Annotated in this window: 12 protein-coding genes; 1 reads left to right on the top strand and 11 read right to left on the bottom strand. The window is 68.5% G+C overall.

All coding sequences use genetic code 11. The features are described 5' to 3' along the window. The 4 genes from VNR91_RS00425 to VNR91_RS00410 all read right to left on the bottom strand — a co-directional run. Positions 1-548: alpha-E domain-containing protein (locus tag VNR91_RS00425; RefSeq protein WP_325488823.1), on the bottom strand; the 548-nt coding region annotated here is incomplete at its 3' end. A 172-nt stretch (positions 549-720) separates the two neighbouring features. Then, positions 721-2,190 carry a circularly permuted type 2 ATP-grasp protein gene (locus tag VNR91_RS00420; protein WP_325488822.1) on the bottom strand — a complete coding sequence of 490 codons (1,470 nt, stop codon included), beginning with the start codon at positions 2,188-2,190 and terminating at the stop codon, positions 721-723. 291 nt (positions 2,191-2,481) lie between these two features. Next, on the bottom strand, positions 2,482-3,090 hold the full coding sequence (locus VNR91_RS00415) for a thioredoxin family protein (protein WP_325488821.1): 609 nt from the start codon (positions 3,088-3,090) through the stop codon (positions 2,482-2,484). Positions 3,091-3,109: 19 nt separating this feature from the next. Further along, positions 3,110-5,122 carry a protein-disulfide reductase DsbD family protein gene (locus VNR91_RS00410; protein WP_325488820.1) on the bottom strand — a complete coding sequence of 671 codons (2,013 nt, stop codon included), beginning with the start codon at positions 5,120-5,122 and terminating at the stop codon, positions 3,110-3,112. An 84-nt stretch (positions 5,123-5,206) separates the two neighbouring features. Here VNR91_RS00410 and VNR91_RS00405 point away from each other — a divergent pair, with 84 nt between their 5' ends. Beyond that, positions 5,207-6,850: an alkaline phosphatase family protein gene (locus tag VNR91_RS00405; RefSeq protein WP_414712352.1), complete on the top strand. Its 1,644-nt coding sequence runs from the start codon at positions 5,207-5,209 to the stop codon at positions 6,848-6,850. Positions 6,851-7,033: 183 nt separating this feature from the next. Here the strand turns inward: VNR91_RS00405 and mmsB are convergent, their stop codons facing one another. The 7 genes from mmsB to VNR91_RS00370 all read right to left on the bottom strand — a co-directional run. Beyond that, positions 7,034-7,915: a 3-hydroxyisobutyrate dehydrogenase gene (mmsB, locus tag VNR91_RS00400; RefSeq protein WP_325488818.1), complete on the bottom strand. Its 882-nt coding sequence runs from the start codon at positions 7,913-7,915 to the stop codon at positions 7,034-7,036. Between the two features lie 54 nt (positions 7,916-7,969). After that, complete coding sequence (locus VNR91_RS00395) at positions 7,970-8,743, bottom strand: enoyl-CoA hydratase (protein ID WP_325488817.1); 774 nt, start codon at positions 8,741-8,743, stop codon at positions 7,970-7,972. Beyond that, positions 8,740-9,783, bottom strand: a complete 1,044-nt coding sequence (locus tag VNR91_RS00390; protein WP_325488816.1) for an enoyl-CoA hydratase/isomerase family protein — start codon at positions 9,781-9,783, stop codon at positions 8,740-8,742. Before VNR91_RS00390 ends, VNR91_RS00395 begins: the two co-directional genes overlap by 4 nt. Continuing rightward, positions 9,780-10,925, bottom strand: coding sequence for an acyl-CoA dehydrogenase family protein (locus tag VNR91_RS00385; RefSeq protein ID WP_325488815.1), 1,146 nt, complete (start codon positions 10,923-10,925; stop codon positions 9,780-9,782). Before VNR91_RS00385 ends, VNR91_RS00390 begins: the two co-directional genes overlap by 4 nt. Continuing rightward, positions 10,922-11,407, bottom strand: coding sequence for a hypothetical protein (locus tag VNR91_RS00380; protein ID WP_325488814.1), 486 nt, complete (start codon positions 11,405-11,407; stop codon positions 10,922-10,924). Before VNR91_RS00380 ends, VNR91_RS00385 begins: the two co-directional genes overlap by 4 nt. Before the next feature lie 8 nt (positions 11,408-11,415). Next, complete coding sequence (locus VNR91_RS00375; protein ID WP_325488813.1) at positions 11,416-11,811, bottom strand: RidA family protein; 396 nt, start codon at positions 11,809-11,811, stop codon at positions 11,416-11,418. A gap of 11 nt (positions 11,812-11,822) precedes the next feature. Further along, positions 11,823-12,362, bottom strand: a 540-nt coding sequence (locus VNR91_RS00370; protein WP_325488812.1) for an aldehyde dehydrogenase family protein, incomplete at its 5' end; no start/stop codon positions are given.

The raw sequence follows: 12,362 nt of genomic DNA, 5'->3' as shown, positions 1-12,362 counted from the left end.
AGCAGCAGGTGATATTTGACGTCGAGCAGCCGCGCGGTGTTGTCCGCCCGCTCGATCGCCGCGCCCAGCCGGATGAACCAGGTCGCCTGGTTACGCATCATCCAGTGGATCGCCCCCTCGAACCCGCGCGTCTCCGCCTTGACCGCCTCGACCAGATTGAGCGTCGCCATCGTGCCGGCCGATTGCCCGCGCCCGTTGAACACCAGCCACGCGCGGTTGATCGCGGTCCAGGCATCGCGGGTCAGCGCGGTGCGGACGGCGCGGGCGTTGTTGCGCGCCATGTCGAGGCAACGGACGATCGATCCGGGGTTGTTCGCGTCGACCGTCAGGAACCGCGCGACATTGGCCTGGTTGATCTCGCTGCCGGACGCCGCGAACGCCTCGTCGGTGTAGGTGACGCTGAGCGCCGACGCCCACGCGGCGTCGCCAGCGGGGCGCGCCGACAAGGCGTCGAGCCGGATCGTCGCCTCGACCAGCCGCGCGACGAAATCGGCCCGCTCGACATAGCGGCCGAGCCAGTAAAGCGACGCGGCGGTGCGGGAGAGCATCAGCATCGGCGCGCCCTCACATTTCTCCCGTGAAAGGGAATAGGGGCCATTCGCGCCTGCGCATGGTGGAGGGGCCCGACTGCGAGCGCATCGCCGGTGGAACGGCCTCCTCCACCACGCGACTGCGTCGCGCGGTCCCCCTCCCCGTTCCCGGGAGGAACGGCGTGAGGCGCTAGCCCGGCCATTGGCTCTGCCCGGACGACCCCGCCGGTTTGTCGGCCATCAGCACGAAACTGTCCTTTGTGCCGCCGCCCTGGCTGGAATTGACCACCAGCGATCCCTCGCGCAGCGCCACGCGGGTCAGCCCGCCGGGCACCACCCGCACGCCGTCGCTGCCGGTCAGCACGAACGGGCGGAAATCGACGTGGCGCGGCGCCAGCCCGGCGGCGGTCATTGTCGGCACGGTCGACAGCGCCAGCGTCGGCTGAGCGATGTAGCGCTCGGGACTGGCCATCAGCGCGGCGCGGAACGCCTCGATCTCCGCCCTGCTCGCGGTCGGGCCGACCAGCATCCCATAGCCGCCCGATCCGTCGACCAGCTTGACCACCAGCGCGTCGAGGTTCTCCAGCACATATTTGAGCGAGTCCGGCTCACGGCACCGCCACGTCTGGACGTTGGGCAACTTCGGCTCGGCGCCCGAATAGAAGCGCACGATCTCCGGCATATAGCTGTAGATCGCCTTGTCGTCGGCGATGCCGTTGCCCGGCGCGTTGATCAGCGCGACGTTGCCAGCGCGATAGGCGGCGATCAGCCCCGGCACGCCCAGCAGCGATTCAGGCCGGAACACCAGAGGATCGAGAAAATCGTCGTCGATCCGACGATAGATCACGTCGACCCGCACCCGCCCGCCGATCGTCCGCATCCACACGATATCGTCGTCTACCACCAGATCGGCCGCCTCGACCAGCTCGACCCCCATCGAATCGGCGAGGAAGCTGTGTTCGTAATAGGCCGAGTTGAAATGGCCGGGGGTCAGCACGACGCACACCGGGCTGGCGCCCGCACCCGGCGGCGCGACCGACCGCATCGTCTCCAGCAGCATGTCGGGATAGCTGTCGACCGCAGCGACGCGAAAGGCGCGGAACAGTTCCGGGCACAGCCGGATCATCGCCTCCCGGTTTTCCAGCATGTACGACACGCCCGACGGGGTGCGGGCATTGTCCTCCAGCACGAAGAATTCGTCGGCGCCGGTGCGGACCAGATCGATGCCGCAAATATGCGCCCACACGCCATGCGGCGGGCGCGTGCCGGCGATCTCTGGCCGGAACTGCGGATTGTTGTAGATCAGGTCGGGCGGCAGCACCCCTTCGTCGAGGATGCGTCGCGCGCCATAGATGTCGTCGAGGAAGGCGTTGATCGCCTGCGTGCGCTGGATCAGCCCTTCGGACAGGCGCGCCCATTCATCGGCCAGGAACACGCGGGGGACGATGTCGAACGGGATGATCCGTTCGGCCGCGTCGGCGTCGCCATAGACGGCAAAGGTGATGCCCAGCTGGCGAAATGTCGCCTCCGCGGCTTCGAGGCGGCGGTCGAGGTCGGCCTGTGGCGTCTGTTCCAGCCAATGGCCGAGCGCGGCGAATTCAGGGCGGACGGGCGGGCCGCCAAAGCCCCAGATCTCGTCGAATGCGCCCCGGTTGCTCATCCGGGGCCTAACGCCTTGGTCCTGTCATGAGGCACATGCTGCACCCGAGTGCTGCGATGCACAAGTGGCAAAAAGGGTGGTTCACGCGAAGCCGCGAAGGCGCGAAGATTTCTGTTCGCGCAGAGGCGCGGAGGACGCCGAGCGCGCGCCACGCCACGCCAGCGGCCGTCATCCAGAGCCGCGGTCTCACCGATGCGAAACGGAACCCACGCGCGGGCACCTCCGCATCCTCCGCGCGGAATCCCTTTATCTTCTTCGCGCCTTCACGGCTTCGCGCGAACCTTCTCCCGATCAGCTCTCCGGGTATTTCACCGAACAGCCGTAGGGCCGGCTTTCGGCCACCGACACCGGCTTGCCCGCCTTCATCTCGTCCAGCGCCGCCGTCACGTGATTGCGCGCGGTAGCGATGTCGGCGGTGTTCGCGGTCGGCTTGTCGTCGATCCCGCCCTGATAGACCAGTGTACCCTTCGCATCGATGATGAACATCTGCGGCGTGGTCTTGGCGCCATAGCCCTTCCCGACCACGCCGCGCGGATCGAGCAGGTAATTGGTCGGAGTGGCCTTTTCCTTGGCGACGAACGCCTGCGCCTCGGGACCTGTCATGTAACCCTGCTTGCCCGGCGCGCCCGAATTGATCGTCAGCCACACCGCGCCCTGCGCGCGCGCGGCGGCCTGGGTCTTTTGCATGTTGCCGCTGTTATAGTGTTTCTGCACGAACGGGCACCCGGGGTTGTTCCATTCGAGCACCACGGTCTTGCCCTTGAACTGGGCCAGCTCGACCGTGCGACCGCTCATGTCGGTGAGCTTGAAATTGCCGGCCGGCGTGCCGGTGACCTGTTCGGCGGCGGCGGGCACCGCCAGCGCGGTCGCCAGTGCGATGGTCGCGAAAGCCAGTCTCATGTCCGTCTCCCTTGTTGGTTCAGCTTCCCGCCCGGCCGGTCAGCATCGCCTGCGTCAGCAGCTGCGGCAACACCTCCGGTTTGGGCCGGCCGTTCGTATACCATAAATAGAGCGGCACGCCCGCACGATTATGCGCCGAGATGAAACGGCCGAGCACCGGATCGCCGTCGGTCCAGTCCCCCACCAGCACCGCGACCTCGCCCTTCGCCAGCGCATCACGCACCGCGGCAGTCTCGATCACCGCCTTTTCATTGACCTTGCAGGTGACGCACCAGTCGGCGGTGAAATAGGCAAACACCGGCCGTCCCGCCGCGCGCAGTTCTGCGAGGCGCGCTTCGGAGAACGGCTCGGCGCCGGACGCCGCGACACCCGCCTGCGCCGGCGGGGCGCGGGTGATCGCGCCGACGGCGGCAAGCGCGATCACCGCCGCGACCGTCCCCGGAAGCCACGCCAGCGCCCGCCCCTTCGCCTGCCGCAGCCCGGTCCACCACAGCCCGGCGGCGAGGAGCGTCGCGGCGGCCAGGCCGATCGTCATCCCGTCGACCCCCGCCTGCTTGCCCAGCACCCACGCCAGCGCCAGCGCGGTCAGGAACATCGGTACGCTCAGGATGCGGCGCATCGTTTCCATCCATGCGCCCGGTTTCGGCAGGCGGCGGCGCAACGCGGGGATGAAGGCGATCAGCAGGAACGGCAGCGCCAGCCCCAGCCCCAGCCCGGCGAACACCGCCAGCGCACCCCACCACGGCAGCACCAGCGCCGCGCCGAGTGCCGCGCCCATGAACGGCCCGGTGCACGGCGTCGCGACGAAGGCGGCGAGCGCCCCGGTCATGAACGCGCCGCCGCGCCCGCTGGCGGCCATGCGATTGGCCATCCCCGGCGCGGCCAGCTCGAACAGCCCGGCAAGGTTGAAGGCGATGCCGGTGACCAGCAGCAGCAGCACCAGAATCACGCGCGGATCCTGCAACTGGAACGCCCAGCCGACGCTGGCGCCACCGGCGCGCAACGCCAGCAGCACGCCGCCCAGCGCGACGCACACCAGCACCACCCCCAACGTGTAGGCGATGGCCTCCGCCTTGCCCTCCGCCGCGTTCGCCTTGGCGAGGCTGAGCGCCTTGAGGCTGAGGATCGGGAAGACGCACGGCATGACGTTGAGGATCAGCCCCCCCAGCACCGCGCCGGCAAAGGCGATCAGCGCTGCGTTCCACGCCATCGCTGGAGCCGGCGCGGCGACCGCGCCGGGCGCGGCGGTGAGCGAGAACCCCTGTCCGTCGCCGGTGTGGAGAACCCCCTCGAGCGTCGGGTGCCGACCGGGCTTGGCCTTGGTCTCGATCATCAGCAGATCGCCGTCGCGCGTCACGCTCTGCGGCGCGGCGTAATCGATCACCCCGTCGGTGATCGGAAAGAAATAGACGTCCTTTGCCGCGGCGGCGGCGGGAAAGGGAACAGCCAGCCGGAAACGATCGCCGTCGACCGCGAAGGTCGCGGGGCTGCCCAGCGGCTTGGGGATCGCCCGGCGCCAGCCATCGAATTCCGCGCGGCGCTCGGCCGTGACCGCGCCGTCCCCGACGGTCAGCGTGGTTGCCAGCGACGCGCTTTCGGGGACGCAGATTTCATTGGTGCAGACCAGATAGTCGAGCTTGACCGCGATCGGCAGCGCGGTGCCCGCCGCCAGCCCCGCCGGTACCGTGAGCGTCACGAACTGGGTGAACGGCCCTTCATAGACATAATTCATCAGGCCCGCGATCAGCAGCCGGTGGGGCACCGGATAGACGATCGGCCCGGCGGTGACCCCGGCGGGCAGCGTCCACGCAGCCTGCGTCTCCACCCCGGCGTCGCCCGGGTTGCGCCAGTAGCCGTGCCAGCCGGCCTGAGGGCGGGACACGAACGCCAGCGTGACCTCGCTCCCCGCCGCCGGCCTGTCGCTTTCCGCGACCAGATCGATCGCGATATGGCGCTGGCCGGGCGCCTGCGCGGCGGCGGGCCAGGCGATCAGCGCCAGCAACGTCACGACAATGAAAGAAACCAGCCGCATCGATCCCGAATCCTTGCCGCGCATTGACCGCTCGCCCATAGCGTGTCGGCTGATTTTTTGCATATCCGGAGGTTCGTCGTGAAGCTGGTTTCCCTTGCCGCCGCCGCCGCGCTGGTCGCCACGCCCGCCCTGGCGCAGGACGCTGCCGCCCCGGCCGCAGCCGCTCCGCCGCCCGCGCCGAAGCTGATCGTGTTCATCTCGGTCGACCAGTTTTCCGCCGACCTGTTCGCCGAATATCGCAGCCGCTGGTCGGGCGGGTTCGCGCGGTTGCAGCAGGGCGCGGTGTTTCCCTCCGGCTATCAGAGCCACGCCGCGACGGAGACCTGCCCCGGCCATTCGACCCTGCTGACCGGAGACCACCCCTCGCGCACCGGCATCATCGCCAACGACTGGGTCGATTTCCGCACGCCGCGCGAGGACAAGACCGTCTATTGCAGCGAGGACGAGAGCGTGCCGGGCAGCACGTCCACCGCCTACACCGTGTCCGACAAACATCTGAAGGTGCCGACGCTGGGAGAGCGGATGAAGGCGTGGAACCCGCAGACCCGCGTCGTCTCGGTCGCGGGCAAGGATCGCGCGGCGGTGATGATGGGCGGGCACAAGGTCGACGAGCTGTGGTGGTGGAACGGCAAGGCCTATGTCAGCTATGCCGGGCGCGCCGAGCCACGCGCGGTCACCCGCGCGAACGCCGCCGTCGCCCAGCGCATCGCCACCGCCCAGCCCGCGCTGGAGGTGCCCGATTTCTGCAAGCCGCACGACCGTGCGATCCCGATCGGCGCGGGCAAGACCGTCGGCGCAGGACGCTTCGCGCGGGAGGCGGGCGATGCGACGCGCTACCGCGCTTCACCCGAGTTCGACGGCGCCACGCTGGCGCTGGCCGCAGCGCTGATCCAGGACATGAAGCTGGGCCAGGGCAATGCGCCCGACATCATCTCGGTCGGCGCCTCGGCCACCGACTATGTCGGCCACACCTATGGCACCGAAGGGCTGGAGATGTGCCTTCAGCTCGCCTCGCTCGACCGCGATCTGGGCGATTTCTTTGACGTGCTCGACGCGACGGGCGTGGATTATGTCGTCGGGCTGTCCGCCGATCACGGCGGGCACGACCTGCCCGAGCGCAACCGCGAGGACGCCGCGCCGACCGCGCAACGGATGGACCCGGCGCTGCGGATCAAGGCGGTCAACGACGTGGTCACCGCCAAGCTGGGCTTGACCGGCGACGTTCTGCGCGGCGGCCCGATGGGCGATGTGTGGATCGACCCGGCGCTGCCCAAGCCGCAGCATGATCGCGTGATGACGGAGGCGATACGGATCATCGCCGCGCACCCGCAAGTGCAGGCGGTGTTCACCGCCGCGCAGGTCGCCGCCACCCCGCAGCCGCACAGTCCGCCCGAAACGTGGACGCTGCTGGAACGCGCCCGCGAATCCTATGATCCCGAACGGTCGGGCGATTTCATGATCGCGCTGAAGCCGCGCGTGACGCCGATCCCCGACCCGACGCGCGGATCCACGGCGACGCATGGCAGCTACTGGGATTATGACCGCCGCGTGCCGATGCTGTTCTGGCGCAAGGGCATCACCGGCTTCGAACAGCCGCTGTCGGTGGAAACCGTCGATATCGCCCCGACCCTGGCCGGGGTGATCGGAATGCCGCTCAAGCCCGGCGAGGTCGACGGGCGCTGCCTGGACATTGTCGCGGGTCCGGCATCGAGCTGCCCGGCGCGATAGGCGGCGGGTTCCTGCGCCCGGCCAGAGCCTTGAGCGTCAGGTCAGGGGCAGGAATACGACACCTCTCCCTCCCCGACAAAGCTTGTCGGAGCACCGCACTGTTCTTCGGAAGAAGAAGGGCAGCCCTTCGACAAGCTCGGGCGAACGCGAGGACCGAAACCGCCGGATCGGCGCGCGATCGGGCTATTCCCCGGCCAGCATCCGGACGATCGCCGAGAAATCATGGTGGCCCGGGTCGGCGGCGACGAATTGTTCGTAGAGTTCGGCCGCCTTGGCGCCCATCGGCGTCTGCGCGTCGGCGGTGGCGGCCGCCTCCATCGCCAGCCGCAGATCCTTGAGCATCAGCGCGGCGGCGAACCCGCCCTGATAATCATGGTCGGCCGGGGTCTCCGGTCCGACGCCGGGCAGCGGCGCATAGCTGGTCATCGACCAGCTCTGGCCCGAACTGACGCTGGCGATATCGTAGAAGCGCTGCGGATCGAGCCCCAACTTCTGCGCCAGCACGAACGCCTCGCACGTCGCGACCATCGTCGCGCCCAGAATCATGTTGTTGCAGATCTTCGCCGCCTGTCCGGCGCCATTGCCGCCGGCGTGGATCACCGCCTTGCCCATGTTGGCGAGGAAGCCCTCCGCCCGCGCGAACGCCGCCGCCGACCCGCCGACCATGAAGGTCAGCGTGCCCGCGTTGGCCGCGCCGATCCCGCCGGAGACCGGGGCGTCGACCATCGTCAGCCCCTTGGCGGCGGCGGCATCGGCGACGCGGCGCGCGGTGGCGACGTCGATCGTCGAGCAATCGATCATCAGCGCCGTCTTGGGCACCGCGGCGAACACGCTGTCGGCATAGACCGCCTCGACATGCTTGCCGGCGGGCAGCATCGTCACGACGGCCTCGGCACCCTCACAGGCCGCCGCGGCGCTCTCGACCGGCAGGCACCCAGCCGCCTCGGCGCGATCCAGCGCGTCCTGCGACAGGTCGAACGCGCGGACGTCGTGCCCCGCCTTCGCCAGGTTCGCGGCCATTCCGCCGCCCATGTTGCCCAGCCCGATGAATGCGATACGTGCCATGTCGGCTTTCTCCTGAACCGATAACCCCGCCCCGCTGCCGGGGGCGCGGCGAAATTACTTGCCCGTCCACGTCCCCGGACGCTTCTCCACGAACGCGGTCATCCCTTCCTTCTGATCGGCGGTGCCGAACAGCGCGTGGAACAGCCGGCGCTCGAACTGGATACCCTGGTGCAACGTCGTCTCGAACGCGGCGTCGACCATCTCCTTGTTCGCCTTGACCGCCAGCGGCGCCATCGCGGCGATGGTCGCGGCGGTCTTGACCGCATCGTCGACCAGATCGGCGGCCGGGACGATCCGCGCGACCAGCCCGGCGCGTTCCGCCTCCTCCGCGCCCATCATCCGGCCGGTCAGGCACATTTCCATCGCCTTGGCCTTGCCGACCGCGCGGGTCAGCCGCTGCGATCCGCCCATGCCGGGGGAGACCGCCAGCTTGATCTCGGGCTGGCCGAACTTCGCCGTATCCGCCGCGAGGATGAAATCGCACATCATCGCCAGCTCGCAGCCGCCGCCCAGCGCATAGCCGGCGACCGCGGCGATCACCGGCTTGCGCGTCGCGGTGACGCGGTCGTAGCCGGCGAAGAAGTTGCTGCCGTACATGTCGGCGAAGCCCTTTTCGGCCATCTCCTTGATGTCGGCGCCGGCGGCGAACGCCTTTTCGCTGCCGGTCAGCACCGCGCAGCCCTGAGTCTCGTCGGCATCGAACGCCGCCAGCGCGGCGATCAGATCGGCGAGCACCTGGCTGTTGAGCGCGTTGAGCGCCTGCGGGCGGTTGAGCGTGATCAGCGTGACGGCGCCGCGCTGTTCGACAAGGATGGTTTCGTAGCTCATGCGGGGGTCCAGGCTTCCTGTTCGGGCAAGGGGGCGAAGATGGCGTCGATCTGCGCATCGGTGACGTCGGCGGGTGCCGCGGGGTTCCACTTCGGCGCGTTGTCCTTGTCGACGATCACCGCGCGCACACCCTCGACGATGTCGGGCAGCACGGTGACACGGGCTGCGACGGCATATTCCTGGCGCATCTCATCGGCGAAGCTGGGCATCGCCGCGCCTTCCGCCAGCAAACGCAGCGAGACCTTGCATGCCTGCGGCGATTTGGTGCGCAGGATCGCGAGTTGCTGCTGCGCCCATTCGCCGGGGTCGGCCTCGAGCGCGGCGAGCACCGCCTCCAGCGTGTCGGCGGCGAACAGCCGGTCGATGTCGGGGCGCAGCGCCAGCACCTTCGCTTCCGGCGCGGGTGCGGCCAGATCGTTGAGGATCGCGTCGATCTCGCCCGGCGCTGCGGCGATGCGCGTCTTGGCATCCTCCAGCGCCGCCGCCGGCAGGTAATGGCTGGCCAAGCCGAGCGCGAGGCACTCCGCCCCGTCGATCCGATGGCTGGTCAGCGCGAGGAATTGCCCCATCCGCCCCGCGAGCCGCGACAGATACCAGCCGCCGCCGACGTCGGGGAACAGCCCGATCCCGGTCTCCGGCATGGCAAAGCGCGTATTCTCGGTCGCGACGCGGTATTTGGCGGGTTGGCTGATGCCGACACCGCCGCCCATCGTGATCCCGTCCATGAACGCGACGACCGGCTTGGGATAAGTGAACAGCCGGTGGTTGAGCTGGTATTCGGTGAAGAAGAACGCCCGCGCGGCGCTGCCGTCGCCCGCGCCGCTCTCCGCGATCAGACGGATGTCGCCGCCGGCGCAGAACCCGCGCCCGTCGGCATGGTCGATCAGCACCGCCTCGACGGCCGGATCGGCTTCCCACGCCGCCAGCGAGTCGAGCATTGCAAGACACATGTCGTGATTGAGCGCGTGGATCGCCTTGGGCCGGTTAAGCCGGATCCGCCCGACGCGCCCGTCGACAAAGGTCAGGACGTCGTCGGTCATTGCCGCGTCAACTCCCGCCCGACGATCATCCGCATCACCTGGTTGGTGCCCTCAAGGATCGAATGGACGCGCAAATCGCGCCAGAACCGTTCGATCGGGTAATCCATCAGATAGCCGTAGCCGCCGTGAAGCTGGAGCGCGCGGTCGACGATCGCCGATCCGCTGTCGGTCGCCAGCCGCTTGGCCATCGCCGCGAAGCGCGTCTTGTCCGGTGCGTTCGCCGTCACCTTGGCCGCCGCCATGTAGAGCAGCGCCCGCGCCGCCTCCAGATCGGTCGCCATGTCGGCCAGAGTGAATTGCGTATTCTGGAAATCGGCGATCGCCTTGCCGAACTGCTGGCGATCGCGCGTGTAGGCGATCGCCTCATCGAGGCACCGCTGCCCACCGCCCAGCGAGCAGGCGCCGATGTTGAGCCGGCCGCCATCCAGCCCCATCATCGCGATGCGGAAGCCCTCGCCCTCACCACCGACCAGATTCTCCACCGGCACGCGCACGCCGTCGAAGATCACCTGCGCGGTCGGCTGCGCATGCCAGCCCAGCTTGCGCTCCTGCGCGCCGAACGACACGCCGGCCATGTCCTTCTCGATCACCAGACAGGACACGCCCTTCGGCCCGTCCTCGCCGGTGCGGGCCATCGTCACATAGACCTCGTTCTCGCCGCCGCCGGAGATGAACTGCTTGCTGCCGGTGACGACATAATGATCGCCGTCGCGTACCGCGCGGGTCTTGAGCGCCGCCGCGTCGGAGCCCGACGACGGTTCGGTCAGGCAATAGCTCGCCAGCCGCTCCATCGTGACCAGATCAGGCAGGTATTTGTCCTTCACCCCCTGCGATCCGAAGCGGTCGATCATCCACGACGCCATGTTATGGATCGAGATGAACGCGCTGGTGGCCGGGCAGCCATAGGCCATCGCCTCCATGATGATCGCCGATTCGAGCCGGCCGAGGTTGATCCCCCCGCTCTCCTCGCTGACATAGATCGCGGCGAAGCCCAGCTCGGCCGCCGCCTTGATCGTATCGCGCGGGAAGATGTGCTTCTCATCCCATTCCGCCGCGAACGGCGTGATGCGATCGGCGGTGAAGCGCCGCGCGAGTTCCTGGATCTCGCGCTGGTCGTCGGTCAGGTCGAACTGGTTGGTCATGCCGGGCACCGCTGATAGTGAAGAGGTTCGGGAGACGCACCGTCCCCAAGTTCAAACTGGGTGAGCGCGCCGTCGCTGTCGAGCGCGAGCATCACGCGCAGCGTCCAGGTCTCTCCCTCTCCGGAATAATTGAAATCGGCGTCGAGCGTCCGCGCATCGGCAGAGTGGATCGTGCCGAGCTTCGCGCGCGATTCATAGAAATCGAGCGTCGCGCGCTCCACCGTCATCAGCCCCTTCGCGTCGTCTCGCCCCGGCTCGCAATCCTCCGGCCCCATGCCCCAGCGACCACGCAGCTCCGCCGGAATCTCGCCGACAGCGACGTCCTTGCCGTTGGCGGGCGCGGCCGCGTTGACCACAGCAGCGGGTGTTTCCACGGTCGCCGCCACATTCGCGGCCGCCTCGTTGTTGCGTTGCTCGACGTCGGGCACCGTCGGTTTGGGATCGGAGCAGCCCGCCAGCGCGGTGAGGGCCGCTATCGCCACCACATATTTCAACTTTCTCTCCCCAACATCGCTTCCGCCTCGATTTCCACACGCCATTCGGGGCGGAGCAGGCCGGCCACCACTAGCATCGTCGCGGCGGGACGCACATCGGCGAACCAGCGGCCGTGCGCGCGCCCGACCGCATCGCCATCGGCGGCATCGACCAGCAGCATCCGCGTGCGCACCACATCCTCCGCCGATCCGCCCAGTTGCTCGATCGCGCGCACGATGATCGCGAAGCATCGCTCCGCCTGCGCCTCGGCATCGCCCTCAGTGGAGCTGCCGTCATCCTCGATCGGCGCGGTGCCGGAGACGAGGATGCGATCACCGACGCGGATCGCGCGGCTGAAACCGATGCTCGCCTCGAACGGCGATCCAGACGATGCGTGGGTACGATCGGACACGGCCGCCCGCCTTACCCCATCGTCGGAATGACGAAGGCGTTGCCGCCGTCGGGCGAACCGTCGGGCCAGCGCTGGGTCACCGTCTTGGTCTTGGTCCAGAAACGGACGCCTTCCATGCCGTGCTGGTTGATGTCGCCGAACGCCGAACGCTTCCACCCGCCAAAGCTGTGATAGGCGACGGGCACCGGGATCGGCACGTTGATGCCGACCATGCCGACGTTGACCCGCGACGCGAATTCGCGCGCGGCGTGGCCGTTGCGGGTGAAGATCGCGACGCCGTTGCCGTACTGGTGGTCGCTCGGCAGCTTGAGCGCGCTCTCGAAATCGGGCGCGCGGACGATCTGGAGCACCGGGCCGAAGATCTCCTCCTGGTAGCTCTTCATCTGCGGGGTCACCCGGTCGAACAGGCTTGGCCCGATGAAGAAGCCCTGTTCGTGCCCCTGCAAGGTAAACCCGCGCCCGTCGACGACCAGTTCGGCCCCCTCATCGACGCCGGTCTGGATCCAGTTCTCAACGCGCGCCTTGTGCGCGGCGTTGACCACGGGGCCGTA

The organism is Sphingomonas sp. (genome assembly GCF_035555815.1).
Taxonomy (GTDB): domain Bacteria; phylum Pseudomonadota; class Alphaproteobacteria; order Sphingomonadales; family Sphingomonadaceae; genus Sphingomonas.
The sequence above is the reverse complement of the archived record's forward strand: the minus strand, read 5'-3'. Positions and strand labels throughout refer to the sequence as shown.

Bases quoted from the DNA above. Each gene is read 5' to 3' on its own strand.
- VNR91_RS00420 (WP_325488822.1), bottom strand. From the start codon at position 2,190: ATGAGCAACCGGGGCGCATTCGACGAGATCTGGGGCTTTGGCGGCCCG.
- VNR91_RS00415 (WP_325488821.1), bottom strand. From the start codon at position 3,090: ATGAGACTGGCTTTCGCGACCATCGCACTGGCGACCGCGCTGGCGGTG.
- VNR91_RS00410 (WP_325488820.1), bottom strand. From the start codon at position 5,122: ATGCGGCTGGTTTCTTTCATTGTCGTGACGTTGCTGGCGCTGATCGCC.
- mmsB (WP_325488818.1), bottom strand. From the start codon at position 7,915: ATGGCACGTATCGCATTCATCGGGCTGGGCAACATGGGCGGCGGAATG.
- VNR91_RS00395 (WP_325488817.1), bottom strand. From the start codon at position 8,743: ATGAGCTACGAAACCATCCTTGTCGAACAGCGCGGCGCCGTCACGCTG.
- VNR91_RS00390 (WP_325488816.1), bottom strand. From the start codon at position 9,783: ATGACCGACGACGTCCTGACCTTTGTCGACGGGCGCGTCGGGCGGATC.
- VNR91_RS00385 (WP_325488815.1), bottom strand. From the start codon at position 10,925: ATGACCAACCAGTTCGACCTGACCGACGACCAGCGCGAGATCCAGGAA.